The organism is Asanoa ferruginea (genome assembly GCF_003387075.1).
Taxonomy (GTDB): domain Bacteria; phylum Actinomycetota; class Actinomycetes; order Mycobacteriales; family Micromonosporaceae; genus Asanoa; species Asanoa ferruginea.
In genome coordinates, this window is sequence record NZ_QUMQ01000001.1 from 5189931 (window position 1) to 5207172 (window position 17242).

18 protein-coding genes are annotated in these 17242 nt (G+C 72.0%); 7 read left to right on the plus strand and 11 right to left on the minus strand.

Going from position 1 to position 17242, the window contains the following annotated elements; genetic code table 11:
* The first annotated feature begins 31 nt into the window (after nt 1–31).
* Complete coding sequence (locus DFJ67_RS24395; protein WP_116076611.1) at nt 32–814, plus strand: NAD(P)H-binding protein; 783 nt, start codon at nt 32–34, stop codon at nt 812–814.
* Between the two features lie 5 nt (nt 815–819).
* Here DFJ67_RS24395 and DFJ67_RS24400 read toward each other — a convergent pair whose 3' ends face one another.
* On the minus strand, nt 820–2217 hold the full coding sequence (locus tag DFJ67_RS24400; protein WP_116070135.1) for a hypothetical protein: 1398 nt from the start codon (nt 2215–2217) through the stop codon (nt 820–822).
* On the minus strand, nt 2214–2714 hold the full coding sequence (locus DFJ67_RS24405) for a SigE family RNA polymerase sigma factor (protein WP_116076613.1): 501 nt from the start codon (nt 2712–2714) through the stop codon (nt 2214–2216). The genes DFJ67_RS24400 and DFJ67_RS24405 overlap by 4 nt, the downstream gene beginning before the upstream one ends.
* A gap of 140 nt (nt 2715–2854) precedes the next feature.
* Here DFJ67_RS24405 and DFJ67_RS24410 point away from each other — a divergent pair, with 140 nt between their 5' ends.
* From DFJ67_RS24410 to DFJ67_RS24420, 3 genes are all read left to right on the plus strand, one after another.
* A complete protein-coding gene (locus DFJ67_RS24410; protein WP_116070136.1) occupies nt 2855–4528 on the plus strand; it encodes an ABC transporter ATP-binding protein in 1674 nt (557 codons plus the stop codon).
* Complete coding sequence (locus tag DFJ67_RS24415; protein WP_116070137.1) at nt 4525–6264, plus strand: ABC transporter ATP-binding protein; 1740 nt, start codon at nt 4525–4527, stop codon at nt 6262–6264. The genes DFJ67_RS24410 and DFJ67_RS24415 overlap by 4 nt, the downstream gene beginning before the upstream one ends.
* A gap of 84 nt (nt 6265–6348) precedes the next feature.
* Nucleotides 6349–7011, plus strand: a complete 663-nt coding sequence (locus DFJ67_RS24420) for a nitroreductase (protein ID WP_116070138.1) — start codon at nt 6349–6351, stop codon at nt 7009–7011.
* A gap of 12 nt (nt 7012–7023) precedes the next feature.
* Here DFJ67_RS24420 and DFJ67_RS24425 read toward each other — a convergent pair whose 3' ends face one another.
* From DFJ67_RS24425 to DFJ67_RS24450, 6 genes are all read right to left on the minus strand, one after another.
* Entirely contained in the window at nt 7024–7626 is a 603-nt protein-coding gene (locus DFJ67_RS24425; protein ID WP_116070139.1) for a gamma carbonic anhydrase family protein, read from the minus strand.
* A 25-nt stretch (nt 7627–7651) separates the two neighbouring features.
* Nucleotides 7652–8425 carry an ABC transporter ATP-binding protein gene (locus DFJ67_RS24430; protein WP_116070140.1) on the minus strand — a complete coding sequence of 258 codons (774 nt, stop codon included), beginning with the start codon at nt 8423–8425 and terminating at the stop codon, nt 7652–7654.
* On the minus strand, nt 8422–9492 hold the full coding sequence (locus DFJ67_RS24435; RefSeq protein ID WP_116070141.1) for a FecCD family ABC transporter permease: 1071 nt from the start codon (nt 9490–9492) through the stop codon (nt 8422–8424). The genes DFJ67_RS24430 and DFJ67_RS24435 overlap by 4 nt, the downstream gene beginning before the upstream one ends.
* The gene (locus DFJ67_RS24440) at nt 9492–10526 is read right to left on the minus strand and encodes a FecCD family ABC transporter permease (RefSeq protein WP_116070142.1); all 1035 of its coding nucleotides are present in this window, start codon (nt 10524–10526) and stop codon (nt 9492–9494) included. Before DFJ67_RS24440 ends, DFJ67_RS24435 begins: the two co-directional genes overlap by 1 nt.
* Nucleotides 10513–11523: an ABC transporter substrate-binding protein gene (locus tag DFJ67_RS24445; RefSeq protein ID WP_116070143.1), complete on the minus strand. Its 1011-nt coding sequence runs from the start codon at nt 11521–11523 to the stop codon at nt 10513–10515. The genes DFJ67_RS24440 and DFJ67_RS24445 overlap by 14 nt, the downstream gene beginning before the upstream one ends.
* 84 nt (nt 11524–11607) lie before the next feature.
* The gene (locus DFJ67_RS24450) at nt 11608–11907 is read right to left on the minus strand and encodes a YiaA/YiaB family inner membrane protein (protein ID WP_116070144.1); all 300 of its coding nucleotides are present in this window, start codon (nt 11905–11907) and stop codon (nt 11608–11610) included.
* 90 nt (nt 11908–11997) lie between these two features.
* Between DFJ67_RS24450 and DFJ67_RS24455 the strand changes: the two genes are divergently transcribed.
* On the plus strand, nt 11998–12630 hold the full coding sequence (locus DFJ67_RS24455) for a response regulator (protein WP_116070145.1): 633 nt from the start codon (nt 11998–12000) through the stop codon (nt 12628–12630).
* Nucleotide 12631: 1 nt separating this feature from the next.
* On the opposite strand, the gene DFJ67_RS24460 is transcribed toward DFJ67_RS24455, so the two are convergent.
* A complete protein-coding gene (locus tag DFJ67_RS24460) occupies nt 12632–14290 on the minus strand; it encodes a Na+/H+ antiporter (RefSeq protein WP_239097000.1) in 1659 nt (552 codons plus the stop codon).
* A gap of 101 nt (nt 14291–14391) precedes the next feature.
* Here DFJ67_RS24460 and DFJ67_RS24465 point away from each other — a divergent pair, with 101 nt between their 5' ends.
* Both DFJ67_RS24465 and DFJ67_RS24470 read left to right on the plus strand, forming a co-directional pair.
* A complete protein-coding gene (locus tag DFJ67_RS24465) occupies nt 14392–15384 on the plus strand; it encodes a sensor histidine kinase (protein WP_116070147.1) in 993 nt (330 codons plus the stop codon).
* A gap of 23 nt (nt 15385–15407) precedes the next feature.
* On the plus strand, nt 15408–15719 hold the full coding sequence (locus DFJ67_RS24470; protein WP_116070148.1) for a hypothetical protein: 312 nt from the start codon (nt 15408–15410) through the stop codon (nt 15717–15719).
* A gap of 64 nt (nt 15720–15783) precedes the next feature.
* Here DFJ67_RS24470 and DFJ67_RS24475 read toward each other — a convergent pair whose 3' ends face one another.
* Nucleotides 15784–16725, minus strand: coding sequence for an NADP-dependent oxidoreductase (locus DFJ67_RS24475; protein WP_116070149.1), 942 nt, complete (start codon nt 16723–16725; stop codon nt 15784–15786).
* A gap of 90 nt (nt 16726–16815) precedes the next feature.
* A complete protein-coding gene (locus DFJ67_RS24480; protein WP_116070150.1) occupies nt 16816–17241 on the minus strand; it encodes a sugar dehydrogenase complex small subunit in 426 nt (141 codons plus the stop codon).
* Nucleotide 17242 lies beyond the last annotated feature (1 nt).

Genomic DNA, 17242 nt, shown 5'->3' on the forward strand with positions numbered 1-17242 from the left:
CCCGTCCGTGGAGAGGGCTCGAATGATTGTGGTGTGCGCGGCATCCGGCGCGCTCGGCCGGCTGGTGGTCGAGGAACTCGCAAAAACCGGCCATCAGGTCGTCGCGGCCGTCCGGGATCCCGGGCGCGCGGTGGCGGGGGTCGAGGTGCGGCATGGCGACTACGACGACCCGGCCTCGCTGCGGTCGGCGTTGCGTGGCGCCGAGCGGGTGCTGCTCATCTCGTCGCCCGAGCTGGCGGCCGACCGGCGGGTCCGGCAGCATCGGGCGGTCATCGAGGCGGCGACCACCAATGGCGTCCGGGCCATCGCCTACACCAGTTTCCTCGGCGCCGACCGCGGCGGCGACGGCATGAACGCGGCGCACCACGAGACCGAGCGGGCCGTCGTCGAGAGCGGGATCGGCTACACGCTCCTGCGGCACCCTTTCTACACCGACGCGTTCGTCAACGCCGGGCTGGCCGCGGTGGTCGCGGCGGGCCGGCTGGAGAGCGCGACCGGCGGGCGCGGCCTCAACACGGCGCTACGGGCCGACCTCGCGGCCGCGGCCGCCACCGTGCTGACCTCCGACGACCACCTCGGTCGCGGCTACGACCTGACCGGACCACTGTGGACCTACCCGGAGCTCGCCGCCTTGCTCAGCGAGGTCAGCGGGAAGCCGGTCGAATACCAGGAGGCCGAGGTCGGCGGCGGGATGGGCTTCCTGATGGGTCTGGCCAAGGCCGGCGCGCTCGAACGGCAGACCGACGACCTGGGGGGTCTGCTCGGCCGCCCGCCGACGAGCTTGCGGACGGCCGTGGAGCGGGCGCTGCGCTGAGCCGGTCACCAGCCGATCCCGGTGGAGACGGTCGGCATGGCATTGGGTATCCGGCCGGAGCCGAGCACCGTGCCGCCAGCGTCGACCGCCTCGAAGACGAGGTCGGCTGAGTCAGGGGCATCCACCACGGCGGCCAGGCCGTTGACGTCTGCCGTGTCGACAATGGACCCATCGTGCACCGCTCGAACCGCCTTCGCGCCGTCGGGCGCGACGACGAGCACCGAATCGCTTCCGCCGAACCGCATCGGCACGACGGCGGTCGGGCTGGTCGGGTCGTCGGGCATCCACGAGCCGGTGAGGTCGCGCAGTGTGTTGTCGGCTGCGGGTGACGCGATGTGCAGGTCGACCTGCCAACCGCTCGGCGCCGCTGGCGCCGCGGTGAGCACGCCGGTGCCGTCCCATGACCCGTGGTCATCGGGTTTCGCGCCAGCGATCTGGCCGCCCCAGAGGACCCGGACCGGACCGCTCAGCTGGTTGGGCGCGATCTGGGTCGACGCGCGGACCGCGGCGCTGGCCAGTTGCCGGTCGACCTGACCGCGAGCGCCCTCGAGCGCGGCGTCGACCTCGGCGTCGGTGAGCGGTTTGGGCTCCTCGGGCGGCAACACCGTCGGGGCCGGTTGCGAGTCCCGGACAACCCCGTCACAGATCGCCCGCCACCACTCGGCGCGTTCGGTGGCGGTGGTGCGCACCAGATATGACCCAGTGGGCTCCGGCTTCCAGTCGCTGACCGCGGGCAAGGGCGCGGATTCGACGACACAGCCCTCGGGCACCAGCGCGACGGCGGCGCCGGCGTTCGTGCCGTCCGGCTTACCGAGCTTGGAGACGATCATGAACGGGTCCAGCGTGCTGCTGAAGGAAGCGGTGGCAGCCGCGCCGGCCACCTCCGCCGCTGAGGCGCCCCTTGGCGCCGCGAACCAGGCGCTGGAGTTCACATAGCCCGTGACCGGGGCCGGACTGGCGAGGTGGAACGCGACGAGCGCCACCCGGGCGTCGCCGACATCGTCGAGGAACACCACATTGACCTCGCTGACGCCGGCCTTCTGCTCGTAGTCGCCGGCTCGCTGGTGCTGTGCCAGCAACCGCGTCAGCTCGTCGACGTAGGCCGGGTCGGCCGTCGCCACCTGGCCGCGCGTCGGGGTCTCCCGCATCCGTTCGGACCACTGGTTCATCGAGTGCGCCGGGTTCGTGTCGTCGTTGTCGGTGGTCGGACCGCCGCCACCGCCGGGCGACAGGACGACGGCGGTGACCGCCATGACGACGATCAGGCCCAACCCGGCCGCGATCGCGCGCCGCCGCCTGACCCGGCGGTGGCGCGCGTGCAGCCGGCCGTAGGGATCCGGCGCGGGGAGCGCTTCGCCGGCCAGCTCGACCAGCACCTCACGGATCCGATCGTCGACGCTCATCGCAGGTTCTCCTTCGCCGGTTGGTTGTCGCCGAGGGCGGTCCTCAGCCGAGCCAGCCCGCGTGACGCGTGGCTCTTGACCGTGCCGACCGGCCAGCCGAGTTGCGCCGCGACCTCGGCCTCCGGCAGGTCGTCGAGATAACGCAGGACAACCACGACGCGGGTACGCGGCGGCAGGCCCCGCAAAGCCGCGGCGACGGCGTCGCGCCGGACCACCCGCTCGGCCGTGTCGTCGCCCGCGGGTTCGGGCGGTTGCGCGCCGACCAACTCGCGGGACCGGACCCGGTGCCACAGGCTGATGTGCTGGTTGGCCATCGTGCGCCGCAGGTAGGCGACCGGATCGTCGATCTTCCGCCACCGCCGCATCACCTTCAGCAGCGCCGACTGCACCAGGTCCTCGGCGTCGTGCGCCGAGCCGGTCAGCAGGTAGGCGATCCGCAGCAGTTCGCCGTAGCGCACGTCTACGAACTCCTGAAACCCGCCGTCGTCATCCGCCACCGGCACTCCTCGATGTTCGTCGCTACCTACACGACCCCGGCGAAGGCGGAAACGTTGCGGCCTTTCGATATGCGATTGGCGTACGCCTGATTGGCGGTTAGCCTCTCCTAACTTGTCGAGTGGGGGGGAAGACACCAGCCATGGCGGACCCGACCCGCCGGCTGATCGGCGAGATGTTCCGGCGTCAGCGCCGCGGCGTCGCGCTGACCGCCGGTTTCTGGTCGTTGCACCAGATCTGTGAGGCCCTCGTGCCGGTCGCGATCGGCGTCGTGATCGATCAGGCCGTCGGCACCGGCTCCGGCGCGGCGATGATCTGGTCGCTGGTCGGCGTCTTCGCGTTGTTCACCGCGCTCACCATGGGCTGGCGCACCGGCCTCTGGTTCGTCTCCCGGGCCGAGCAGGAAGAGTCGCACCTGCTGCGGATGGCGGTGGTCCGGCGGGTCATCACCGGGCGCGGGATCAGCACCGAGCGGCAGACCGGCGAGCTGCTGTCGATCGCGACCTCCGACACGCAGGGTGCGTCGGAGCTGCTCGAGCTGGGCAGCCGCGCGGTCTCCGCGAGCGTCGGACTGGTGGTGTCCACAGTGGTCCTGCTGCGGATCGACTGGTCGCTCGGCGTCGGGCTGGTGATCGGCGTCCCGGTGCTCGTGCTGGCGCTCAACGCGCTGGGCCCGCTGGTCGAACGGCACACCTCGGCCCAGCAACAGGCGATCGGCGAGTCCGCGGCGACCGCGTCTGACCTGCTGACCGGGCTGCGGCCGCTGCGCGGGTTCGGCGGCGTCGACGAGGCCACCCGGCGCTACCGCACCGCCAGCCGCACCTCGCTGCGGGCCAACATCGGCGCGGTCAAGGCCGGTGCGGCGTTCATCGGCGTCTCGACGTTCACCACCAGCCTGCTGATCGCGGTCGTGGCCGCGCTGTCCGGCTGGTTCGCGCTGCGCGGCCGGATCACCATCGGCGAGCTGATCACGATCGTCGGGCTGGCCGCGTTCATCACCGACCCGGTGCTCAACCTCGCCAACTGCGTGTTCCGGTTCGCGACCGTCCGGGCCAGCGCGACCCGGGTCGCCGAGATCCTGGGCGCTCCGGCCCGCACCGAGTCCGGCACCCGCCCGGCCATCGCGGGCCCGGTGGCCCTCGACGACGTGCACACGCCGGGCCTGGAGGGCGTCAGCTTCGCGGTCGGGCCGGGCGAGTTGGTCGGCGTCGTCACCACCGAGATCGCCGCCGCCGACGCGGTCACCGACCTGCTCGCCGGCACCCGCGTGCCGGACAAGGGCCAGGTCACGCTGGCCGGCACGGCGCTGGCCGAGCTCGACATCGCCTCGCTGCGCCGGGCCCTGCTGGTCGAGCCGCACGCCGTCGACCTGTTCGGCGGCACCCTGCGCGAGGCGCTGCGCACCGACGACGCCCAGGACGACGCGACGATGGCCGCGGCCATGGCGGCGGCCTCCACCAGCGACCTGGTCGCCGACGGCAGCCGCGGGCTCGACCACGAGTTGCTCGACCACGGCGTCAACCTCTCCGGCGGGCAACGGCAGCGGGTCGCGGTGGCCCGGGCGCTGCTCGCCGACCGGCCGGTGACCGCCTTCCGCGACCCGACCACGGCGGTCGACGCGGTCACCGAGCACGCCATCGCCGAGGGCCTGCGCGCCCACCGGGCCGGCCGCGCGACGGTGCTGGTCACCACCAGCGCGCCGCTGCTCGACCGGTGCGACCGGGTGGTGTTCGTGCACGCCGGCCGGGTGCAGGGCGAAGGACGGCACCGCGACCTTCTCGAACTTCCGGCGTACGCGGATGTGGTGCTGCGATGACGACGATCCTGCCCATCGCCGGCGGCCGCACCACCGCCCGCGCGTTCGGCCGCAAGCTGCGCCGCTATCCCGGTCTCGGGCTGGCCGCGGTGCTGGCCTCGGCCGCGGCGAGCGGTGCGGCGGTCGCCGTGCCGATCCTGCTCGGCCGCCTGGTCGACCTGGTCGCGGCGCACGGCGAGACCTCGTCGCTGCTGGCCAACGCGGCGTGGATCCTGGCCTCCGGCCTCGCCGCGGCGGTGCTGGCCGGCGTTTCCCGCTGGCTCGTCGCCGAGTGGGGCTCGCGGGCCTGCGCCGACCTGCGCGAAGAGGTGCTCGACCACGCGCTGCGGATGGACGCGGCCCGGCTCGAGGCCGCCGGTGCCGGCGACGTCGCCTCCCGGGTCACCGACGACGTCGAGCAGGTCACCGACGCGACCCGGCTGGCCGCCGAGGTGTTCGCCGCGCTGGTCACCGTCGCCATCACGTTCGCCGGTTTCGCCACCCTCGACTGGCGGATCGCGCTGGCGTTCCTGGTCGTCTTCCCGGTCTACGCGATCGCTCTGCGCCGGTTCATCCCGCAGGCCGAGCAGCGCTACGCCGCCGAACGGCGGGCCGTGGCGGTGCGCACGCAGAGCCTGCTCAGCACGTTCACCGGCGCGCGGACCGTGCACGCCTACGGCATGGAAGACCGGCAAAGCGCCCGCGTCGACGCGGCCTCCCGCGGCGCCGTCGAAGCCCGGCTGCGCGCCATCCGCGGGTTCCTGTGGTTCGCCAACGTGATGAACTACGCCGAGGCGATCGGTCTCAGCGCCGTGCTACTGACCGGTTTCCTGCTGGTCCGCGCCGACGCCAGCACGGTCGGTGAGGTCACCGCAGCCGCGCTGCTCTTCCACCGGCTGTTTGGCCCGCTGGGCCTGCTGCTGGTCACCTTCAACGACGTGCAGTCGGCCGGCGCCGCGCTGGCCCGGCTCGTCGGCGTCGCCGAGTTGGAGATGCCGGCCCCGTCCGGGCACGTCGCCGCGAAGACACCGACCAGCGTCGTCGCCACCGCGGTCGCACACCACTACCTCGACGGGCCGACCGTGCTGCACGACGTGTCGATCGAGATCCCGGCCGGCCGGTCACTGGCCGTCGTCGGCGCGAGCGGCGCGGGCAAGACCACCCTCGCCGCGATCCTCGGCGGCGTCTTCCCGGCCACCGGCGGCGAGGTGCGGTTGGGCGGCCGGCCGATCGGCGACCTGGCCCCCGACGAGCTGCGCCGGCTGGTCGGCGTCGTGACCCAGGAGGTGCACGTCTTCGCCGGCACCCTGGCCGACGACCTGCGCCTGGCCGTTCCCGACGCGACCGACCACGACCTGCACGCCGCCCTGAAACTCGCGGGCGCCGACGACTGGGTCACCGCGCTGCCCGACGGCCTGCAGACCCGCGTCGGCGACGGCGAACACCCGCTCACCGCGAGCCAGGCGCAGCAACTGGCGCTGGCCCGGATCGCGCTGGTCGACCCGCCGGTGGTGATCCTCGACGAGGCCAGCGCCGAGGCGGGCAGCGCCGGCGCCCGCCAACTGGAGCTGGCCAGCGCCGCCCTGCTCCAGGACCGCACCGCGGTGGTGGTCGCACACCGGCTGACCCAGGCACAGAGCTGCGACCGGATCGCGGTGATGGCGCAGGGCCGGATCATCGAGCTGGGCACCCCGGCGGAGCTGATCGCCGCCGGCGGCGCCTACGCCGAACTCTGGGCCGCCTGGCACACGGCGTAGACCGGCGAGGTCTCCCCCGCGCGGGGGAGATGGCTGGCTCGCAGGGGTGAAGTGGTCCGTCGCCGGCGTGGATATTTTGGCCCGATGGACGTCTACCGGGCGGTGCGGACGAGGCAGTCGGTTCGCAGCTTCACCGGTCGGCCCGTCCCGCGCGAGGTCATCGAACGAGTTTTGAGGGCAGCCGCCGACGCACCGTCCGGGAGCAACCTGCAGCCCTGGAGTGTTTACGTCCTTTCCGGCGACCCGCTGGCCACGCTGAAGAAGGCGGTGGCCGAGCGGGTCGCCGGCGGCGACAGCGGCGACGATCGCGAATTCGCGATCTACCCGCCCACCGTGCGCTCGCCCTACGTCGAGCGGATGGAGATCCTTGGCGAAGCTCGCTACGGCTCGCTGGGCATCACGCGCGACGATGTCATCGGCCGGGCCAGGGTCCGGGCCGAGAACTGGAACTGCTTCGGGGCCGGCACGGCACTGTTCTGCTACCTGGATCGCGACATGCCGCCACCGCGGTGGGCGGATGTCGGGATCTACCTGCAGACCGTGATGCTGCTGCTGCGGGCAGAGGGACTGGATAGCTGCGCCCAGGAGGCGTGGGCGGAATACCACCGCAGCGTCGCCGAGGTGATCTGCCCGCCACCCGAACGAATGCTGTTCTGCGGCATGTCGATCGGCTACGCCGAACCGACCGTCACGCATCCGCGCATCCGTCGCGCGCCCCTGTCGGAGACCGTGACGTTCATAACCTGAGCCGCAGGAGGGTTAGAGTTGTCGGTCGTCGCTGTGGCGGCCCAGGGCGCGACCGAACCGTTCGGAGATCCCCGGCATAAGACTCTCGCCGTCGGCCGGGCGGTCCAGGCCGAAGACGTAGCCCGGGAAGTCCAGCTCCCGCTGCGCGGCCCAGATGCCCTCATGGTCTTCGGTGGGAAGGATACGAAGCGGATCGCCGACCGCTACCCAGCCGATAGGCACCATGGAGTCGGGTGGCAGCACCGTGCGGAGGTGCACGATGCCGTTGACGCGGATCTCGCTGCGTGTTCCGATCCTCGCTCCGTTGAAGACGCGGCTGCCGGTGGCCAGGAATACCTCGTCTTCCACCTGACAGCCGCTCAAATAGGAGGTGGGTCCGACCAGGACCTGGCGGCCCAGCCGCAGGGGGTCGCGGCGGGTGCCGCGCAGCACGGCGTTCTCCATGACGATGCTGTCGTCGCCGATCTCCACCGGCCCGCCCTCGGCGGTGAGCACCGCACCGAACAGCACCCGGCAGCCCGGCCCCACCCGGACATCCCCGCTGAGGGTCGCCGTCGGCGCGACGTAGGCGGTGGGGTCAATCGTCGGCGAATGGCCCTCGTGCTCAATCAGCATGGATCCGATGATGCCGCACCCGACCTCAGGCCGGCACGATCATCGGGGTGCCGGCGACCGGGTCGGGGACCACCAGGCAGCTCAGGCCGAAGACGGCTTCAACCAGTCGCGCGGTGACCACCGAAGTCGGGTCGCCCTCGGCCACGATGCGGCCGGCCGACATCGCGATCAGGTGGTCGCTGAAGCGGCAGGCCAGGTTGAGGTCGTGCAGCACCACGACGATGGTCTTGCCGGAGTCCTCGTTGAGCGTGCGCAGCAGGCGCAGCAGCTCGACCTGGTGGTTGATGTCGAGATAGGTGGTCGGCTCGTCGAGCAGCAACAGGTCGGTGTCCTGGGCCAGCGCCATCGCCACCCAGACCCGCTGGCGCTGGCCGCCGGACAGCGACCGGATCGGCCGGTCGATCAGGTCGGCCGTGCCGGTCGCGGCCAGCGCGCGGGTGACCGCGTCGTGGTCGCTGTCGGTCCAGCGCCGGAACCAGCCCTGGTGAGGATAGCGGCCGCGGGAGACCAGGTCGGCGACCGTGATCCCGTCGGGCGCGACCGGCGTCTGCGGCAACAGGCCCAACACCTTGGCGACATCGAGCGTACGCACATCCGCCAGGCTCTTGCCGTCGAGGTAGACGGCGCCGCCGAGCGGTGCCAGCAAGCGGGCCAGGCCACGCAGCAATGTGGACTTCCCGCAGGCGTTGGCGCCGACGATCGCGGTGATCCGGCCGTCCGGGATCGTCACGTCGAGGTTGGCGATGACCGGGCGGTCGTCGTAGCCAAGGGTCAGGTCCGCGGTGCGCAGTCGGCTCATCCGCCCGCTCCTTGCCGGTTGGTGGTGGCCAGCAGCCACAGCAGATAGGGCGCCCCGACCGCGCCGGTGACCACACCGGTGGGCAGGGGAGTGGGCAGCACGTGCACGGCGACCAGGTCGGCGGCCAGCAGCAGCGCGGCGCCGACCAGGGCGGCCGGGACGATCCCGCCGGTGGCCGCGCCGAGCAGCCGGTTGGCGATCGGGCCGGCGACCAGAGCCACGAAGACGATCGGGCCGGCGACCGACACCGCGAGGGCGACCAGCACCAGCGCGGTGCCGAGCAGGGCCGCGCGGCTGAGCTCGGTGCGGGTGCCGAGCGTGCGGGCCGAGTCGTCGCCCAACTCCAGCGCCCGCAGCGGCCGCTGGAGCAGGACGGCCAGCGGTAGCAGCACGATCAGGCCGCCGACCAGCAGCCGCAACTCGACGTCGCTGGCCTGGCCGACCGAGCCGGTCAGCCAGTGCATCGCCTGCCGGGCCTCGAAGAGCTGGGCCCGGGTCAGCACGAAGCCGGTCAGGCCGTCGAGGAAGGCCGCGACGCCGATGCCGATCAGGATGAACCGGTAGCCGCTGATGCCGTCGCGCCAGGCCAGCACATACATCAGCAGGGCCGAGGCGATCGCGCCGCCGAGGGCCAGGCCGCTGATCACCAGCCCGCCGGCCTGGAGCACGACGATGCCGACGACCGCGGCGAGCCCGGCGCCGGAGGTGATGCCGACGAAGTCGGGCGAGGCCAGCGGGTTGCGCAGCAACTGCTGGAAGATGGTGCCGGAGGCGCCCAGCGCGAGGCCGACCGCGAGGGCCGAGAACGCGGTCGGCAGCCGCAGTTCGCGCACCACGAAGTCGACGCCGGCGTTGTCGGACAGGTGCAGCACCGACGAGACGACCTCGAGGGCGCCGATCCGGAAGCTGCCGACCATCATCGTGACCACGAACAGCGCGAAGACCAGCACCGCCAGGCCGAGGGTGACGGCGGCCGAGCGGGCGGCACGGCGCCGCCGGTTGGCGCGGAGCCGGCCGGCGACGTCGACGCCAACAAGAGTGTCCACAGTGGATAAGGTGGCGGTCATCAAACCTCCGACAGCCGCGCGTAGCGGACGATCGCCACGAACGCCGGTGCGCAGACCACCCCGAGGACCACGCCGACCTGCACCTCGTCGGGCCGCGCGGCGACCCGGCCGAGCACGTCGGCGAGGAGCAGCACGATCGGGGCCAGCAGCATCGAGTAGGGCAGGATCCAGCGATAGTCGGGCCCGCAGATGAACCGGGCCAGGTGCGGCACGACGAGGCCGACGAAGACGATCGGCCCGCAGGCGGCGGTGGCCGCGCCGGCGAGCACCGCGACGACCGCGAAGGCGGCCAACCGGGTGCGGCCGATGTGCTGGCCGAGGCCGCGGGCCACGTCCTCACCGAGCGCGAGGCCGTTGAGGGCGCGGCCGAGGCCGAGCGAGGCGGCCAGGCCGAGCAGTAGGAACGGCGCGACGCCGGTCAGGATCGGCGCGTAGCGGCCGGCCAGCGAACCGACCTGCCAGAACCGCAGCTCGTTGAGAGCGTCCACATTGGTCATCACAATGCCGCTGGTGATCGAGGCGAGGCCGGCGGTGACCGCGGCTCCGGCCAGGGCCAGCTTGACCGGGGTGGCGCCTTCGCGACCGAAGGAGGCGATCGCGTACACCAGGATCAATGCCACGATCGCGCCGGCGAAGGCGAACCAGACGTAGACGCCGACGCCGCGCAGGCCGAGCACGGTGATGGCGAAGACGACGAAGGCGGCCGCGCCGGAGTTGATGCCCATGATGCCGGCGTCGGCGAGCGGGTTGCGGGTGACGCCCTGGAGGATCACACCGGCGACGCCGAGCGCGGCGCCGACCAGGATGCCGAGCAGGGTGCGCGGCACCCGCAGTTGGAGCGTGACGGTGCTGCTGATCGAGCCGTCGTCGGTCCAGTTGCCCAGCGCGCGCAGCACTTCGGACAGGCCGATGTCGCGCGAGCCGAGCGTGACGCTGAGGAACGCGACGACGGCGAGGACCCCACAGAGGGCGACGAGCCCCGGCCCGAGGGCCGCGGCTCGTCGCGCCGTCGCCGGCGGCCTAGCTGCTGACATTCGGATCCGCGGCCTTGACCGCGTCGGTCAGCTTGCCCAGCTCGGTGGCGAAGTCGCCGTAGGTGTGCAGCCAGAACGCCGGCCACGCGACGGCCGCGCCGGCCTTGGCCGCCTTGATTTTGAACCAGGTCGGCTGCTTGGTGCCCCACTCGGCGTTGGCGGAGGGGGTGTAGGAGCGGCCGTCCCAGAGGATCAGGTCGGGCTGGTATTTGTCGGCGTTCTCCCAGCTCAGATTCTCCCAATAGGGGAAGCCGGGGTCGGGGCTGGCCGGGTTGAGCACGTCGAGGCCCCAGCTCTGGAGGTCGAGCAACTCCGGCGCGTAGGCCGGGTTGGCCACGTAGACCTTGTCGTCGGCCGGCGACATCGCCGCGACGCTCAGGCCCGGCTTCGCGGCGACGGCGGCCTTGAACGCGGTGACGGCCTCTTCGAACCGCTTCTTGTTGGCCGCGATCTCGGGACTGTCTACTTTGGCGCCGAGGCTCTTGGCCAGGCTCTCGTAACCCTCGGCGAGCTCGACGATCGACTTGCCCTGCGAAACGCCGGTGATCGGCGCGAGCTCGGCGAGCTTCTTGCTCTTCTCGTCGACGCCCTCTTCCATGCCGCTGTGCGCCTTCTCGGCGGGCCACCAGTCACCGACGATCAGGTCCGGCGCCAGCGCGGCGGCCTTCTCGACGTCGATCTTGCCCCACTCCTCGCCGAGGATCTCGATGCCCGAGAGGTCGAGATTCTTCAGGTTGGGATCTGTTTTTACCGACTCGTCGGCGTAGATGCCGACCGGCTTGATGCCGAACGACATCAGCGCCGCGGCCTCGCCGGCGTGCGCGATGATCCGGGTCGGTGTCTTGTCGGCCTTGACGACCTGACCGGACCCGCCGGTGAACGTCCACGGTCCGGCCGACGGGGCGGCGTTGTCGCCGCCACTGTCGGTGCCGCTGCCACAACCGGCGAGCGCGGCGCCGAGAACCGCCACCGCAAGGATCTGACGCCACGCGCGCATGATCAAATCTTCCGTTCCGACGACCCCGAACGGGCTCCAGCGGCCCGAGGGTTAGGTTAGGCTAACCATCACTCGGGCCTTTGGCTAGTCGGACAATCCGGTATGGACCTTGAACGGGTCGTGTTCGGCGAGCAGCTTGTCGAGCCGCGCCTGGTCGACCCGGCTCACCACGTCGGTCGACTCCTGATGGTCGCGCACGCACTTGGCGAGCGTGAACGACGAGGTCACGACGTAGAGCAGGCTCAGCGCGAGAAACGCGCGGATCCAGACGCCCACCGGCAGATAGATGATCGCGACAGTTGCCGCGAACAACGAGATTCCAAACGATAGCGCCGCTTGTACGAAGAAGGCCGTTGTCGTCTTGCGCGCCACGGGTGCAGTCATGCCCCCTACCGTCGCGAGCCGGAGCGGCCGGCGCCTGAGCGGGCGTACTCAGCGCTGGGGAGCCGGGCACTCACCTGGCATGGTGGGTGCGTGACGGACACCCGGATCCTGCTCGCCGACGACCACGCGCTGGTGCGCCGCGGCGTGCGGCTCATCCTCGACGGCGAGCCCGGGCTGACCGTGATGGCCGAGGCCGCCGACGGTGCGGAGGCGATCGAACTCGCCCGCACCGAGAAGCCGGACCTCGCCGTGCTCGACATCGCCATGCCGCGGTTGACGGGGCTACAGGCCGCGCGGGAGCTGTCCCGGTCGCTGCCCGACCTGAAAATCCTGATCCTGACGATGTACGACAACGAGCAGTACTTCTTCGAGGCGCTCAAGGTCGGCGCGGCCGGGTATGTGCTCAAGTCGGTCGCCGACCGCGACCTCGTCGACGCCTGCCGGGCGGCCATGCGCGACGAGCCGTTCCTCTATCCCGGCGCGGTCAACGCCCTGGTCCGCCAATACCTGGCCGGCATGCCGGCGCGGGCCATCACCGACCGCGAGGAAGAGGTGCTCAAGCTGGTCGCCGAGGGCCACTCGTCGCGCCAGATCGCCGACCTGCTCTTCATCAGCGTGAAGACCGTCGAGCGGCACCGGGCCAACCTGCTACAGAAACTCGGCCTGCGCGACCGGCTCGAGTTGACCCGCTACGCCATCCGCGTCGGGCTGATCGAGCCCTGAGTCAGCGCGGCCGGTCCGGCAGCAGCCGCTCCTCGTGGTCGAGTTCGCGTTGCAGCACCCGCAGGCCCTCGTCGGGCAGGCGGCCGGCGTCGCGCCAGCGGAGCAACTCCTCGCGCTGCGCGTCGATCGCGGCGCGGCGCACTCGCAGGCCCGCCTCGTAGCCGGGGGACACCGGCACGTCCTCGGAGTCCGACTCCCGGAGCAGGTCGATCCGGCCCTGGTAGCGGGCCAGCCGCGCCTTGAGCTGGCCACGCGTCGCCTCGATGGCCCGCACCTCCTCGGGGTCACCCTCCGCGGCGACCTCGGAGAGCCGTTCCAGGGCGGCCTCGACCGACGCGGACCGGGCCTCGTTGCGCAACATGGCCTGGTCGGACCGGTTGGCCCGCAGGCCGAGCGCCCGCACCAGCGGCGCGAAGGTCAGGCCCTGCCCGACCAGGGTGACCAGCACGACCACGAACGTGCAGAACAACAGCAGGTCGCGGTCCGGGAACGGAGCGCCACTGTCGGTCGTCAACGGCAGCGCGAAGATGGCGGCCAGGCTGATCACGCCGCGGGTGCCGGCCCAGCTCAGCGCCACCACCTCGCGGCCGGGCAGGCCGATCCGGTGCCGCTGCGCCACCACCCGCTGCTCGTCGGTGTCGGTGTCATCGCTGATCAGCCGGGTGTGCAGCGACCGGGGCAGGAACTGGGTGAGGATCAGCCACACCGGCCGCAGCAGCAGCGCCACCCCGACGCTGATCGAGACGGCGGCCAGGATGGTCGACAGCTCGTAGTCTTCGAGCCCGCGCACGACCCGGGGTAGCTGCTGGCCGATCAGCAGGAACACGAAGCCCTCGAGCAGGAAGTCGACGAGTCGCCAGACCGCGGTGGTCTGTAGCCGGCTGGCCCCCGACCCGGTCAGCGGCGCGTAGTGGCCGATGATCAGGCCGGCGACCACGACCGCGAGCACGCCCGAGACGTGCAGTTCCTCGGCCGCCAGGTAGGCGCCGAACGGCGTGACCAGGGAGATGGCGTTGGCGGTGAGCGGGTCGTCGCGCAGCTTGCGGAGCAGCCGGACCACGTAGGCCACCACGACACCGACCAGCACGCCACCGGCCGCCGCGAGCGCGAACTTGCCGATCGCCGAGCCCCACGAGAATCCGTCGCCGACGGCGGCGGCCACCGCGACGCTCAGGATGGTCAGCGCCGTCGCGTCGTTGAGCAGTCCCTCACCCTGGATGATCGTGAGCAGCCGAGGCGGCAGGCCGACCTTGCGGCCGACGCCGAGCGCGGCGACCGGGTCGGGCGGCGCGATCGCCGCACCTACCGCGATGCCCGCCGCGAGCGTCGCGCCGGCGACGAACCACTGGAACCCGATGCCGATCACCAACGCGGTGATGAGCACCAGGACCACCGACAGGCTGACCACGATGCGCAGGTTGCGGCGGATCGCCAGCAGCGACGAGTCGAGCGCCGCGCTGTAGAGCAGCGGCGGGATGACGAACGTCAGGATGATCTTCGGGTCCAGGCTGATGTTGGGTCCCGGCAGCACCGCGTAGACGATGCCGACAATGGGCAGCAGCGCGGCCGCGGGCAGGCTGGTGCGCTCGGCCACCCACCGGACCAGCACCACCACTGCCACCGCGGCAAGGACGAAAATCAAGATCGTTTCGACGCTCACCGGTTCAATTCTCCAGACGATGGCCACGATCGAATGGGTGGCAGCACCCATTTATCGCGCCGGGTTGGACGACGGAGCGGATGGACCCGCAAGCTCGTCAGGTGCCCCTGTTCTGGCGGATCTTCCTGCTCAACGCCGCTGTGCTGTCGGCAGCGACCGGGCTGCTGCTCTTCACCCCGGCCAGCGTATCGACCGCGGCCACGCCGGCCGAGGCGGCCAGGTTGTTCGCCGCCCTGGCCGTGATGCTGGTCGCGAACGCCGCGCTGCTGCGCGTCGGCCTGGCCCCATTGTCCCGGTTGACCCGCACCATGGCGACGGTGGACCTGTTGCGCCCCGGCCGCCGGCTGGCGGTGACCGGCAACTCGGGCATCGCCTCGCTCGTGCGCACCTTCAACACCATGCTCGAACGGCTGGAGGCCGAGCGCGCCACCAGCGCCGGCCGCGCCCTGACGGCGCAGGAAGACGAGCGGCGCCGGATCGCCCAGGAGTTGCACGACGAGGTCGGGCAGAGCCTGACGGCGGTGCTCCTGGAGCTCAAGCGGGTCGGCGACCACGCCCCCGACGAGGTCCGCGCCGAGCTCCGCGAGGTGCAGGAAACCACCCGCAACAGCCTCGACGAGATCCGCCGGATCGCCCGGAGGTTGCGCCCCGGCGTGTTGCACGAGTTGGGCCTGACCAGCGCGCTGCGGTCGCTGGCGACGGAATACTCGACCCGTGGCGTGAGCGTCCGGGCCCGGATCGAACCCGACCTGCCGGACCTGGCCGAAGACGCCGAACTCGTGGTCTACCGGATCGCGCAGGAAGGGCTGACCAACACCGCCCGGCACGCCCGCGCGGAGCAGGTCGACCTCACCCTGCGCCGCACGCCGGGCGGTGTCGAGTTGCTCGTCCGCGACGACGGCCGGGGCCTGCGGGGTGCGCCGGAGGGTGCCGGCATCCGCGGGATGCGCGAACGCGCGCTGTTGGCCGGCGCCGACCTCACCGTCGGCGCCAGCCCCGCCGGCGGCACCGAGGTGCGGCTGCGCCTGCCCGCGCGTACCCCGGAAATGGGTGTCGCCACCGATGCGGAGCCGGCGTCGTTGCGGCAAGGCTAAAGGTCCCCGCTCCGGAGGCCCCGATGACTGCTCCGCTGATCGGTCGCGACCTCAAGGACCGCGACAACCGCCCGGCCGGCAAGATCCGAGCGGTCTACCGCTATCCCGCCGAGTTGGCGATGCCGTGGGGCGTCGCCGCGGTGGTGCGCGGTCGGCTGCTGCGCTCGATCCACCTGGTCGACCTCAAAGACGCCGACGTCGACCACGACGGTGTACGCGTGCCGCACGCCCGCGAGACCATCTCCAGCGCGCCGCACTTCGTGCCGCTGGTCGGCGAGACGCTGTCCGCGGGTCACGCGGCCCGGGTCCGCGACCACTACGGCCGCACCGCCTGACCGCTCGCGATGGTCCGCGACTGGGTCGGCGTGCGCGCCACCACCGGTCCGCGCCGCGACGGCGTCAGTCCGCGACGTGGATGACGATCTTGCCGCGCCGGCCGTGCCCGTCGAGCGCGGCGTAGCCCGCGCGAGTGTCGGTCAGCGGCAGCACCCGGTCGACGACCGGGGCGAGCTGCCCGCGGTCGACGAGGTCGGCGATCGACGCGAGTTCGCTGGCGTCGGGCTCGACGACGAAGAAGACGCCACGCACCCGGTGCCGCGCCGCTTCGGCCTGGTCGGGTGGTGACGCCAGCGACACCAGCACGCCGCCGGGCTTGAGCACCGGCCAGGACCGCTGCTGGGTCGCGCCGCCGACCAGGTCGACGACCACGTCGACGTCGCTGACGTGGTCTTCGAAGCGGTCGTTCCTATAGTCGAAGACCCGTTCGGCACCGAGGTCCATCACGAACTCGAGGTCGGCCGCCGAAGCCGTCGCGCTCACGTGCGCGCCGAGGTCGGCGGCGAGCTGCACCACGTAGGAACCCACGCCGCCGGCGCCGCCCTGCACCAGCACCTGCTGGCCGGTCAGCACGTCGGCCTGGTCGACCAGGGCCTGCAACGCGCTCAGCGCGGCCAGCGGCAGCGCCGCCGCCCGGTCATAGTCCACTGTGGTCGGCTTCGCGGCGACGAGGTCGGCCGGCACGGTGAGAAACTCGGCCGCGGCGCCGTCGTGGGCGAAGGGCACCAAGCCGTAGACCGCGTCGCCGACGGCCGGGTCGTCCACCCGCGCGCCGGTCGCGGCGACGACGCCGGAAAACTCGTGCGCCGGGATGATCGGCGTGCGGTCGGGTGCCGTTTCGTCGGAACCCTGTTTCCAGGTCTCCGTCCAGCTCAGCTCCTGCGGTGTGATGGCGGCGGCCTTCACGGCCACCAACACCTCATCGGGCCCCGGTGCGGGCCGCGGCGCGTCTTCGTACACGAGCTGTTCCGGTCCGCCTCTGGTGTGTGCGCGTACGGCATGCATGGTGCCGATTCTTCGCCGCCGCGGCCGCACCCGGAGGGCATTCGCCGAGCGGGCGCGCCCGGTCTCGCACCGGACGCGCCCGTTGCCCGATCAGATGTCGACCCACCCCGTGCAGGTCCACGGTCCCCAGTTGAGCGCGTAACACACGTGGTGCTGATCCTGGCTGGCCGCGCCGGACCACCAGCCGTCGACCGCGGCGGTGGCGTACTCGCCGTAGGGCCCCTCGATGTTGATCTGCCGCCACGCCGTGATCGAACCGCCTTCGCGGCGCTCGACCCGGATGTTGAACGTGACGCCGGCCTGGGCGTAGGGGTGCGTCTCGACCAACCGGCCGTAGTAGGTGCAGCCCGCCGTGCGCGCCAACCGCACGGTCGTGTGGGTGGAGAGCTGCATATAGCCCCGCTCGGCCGGATTGCACGAGCCGGCCGCCTGCGCGCTGCCCGCGACCAGGCCGGTGGCCACCATCACCCCGGCGACCACGACGGCCGCCAAGCGGCCCAGAAATCCCTGTCTCATC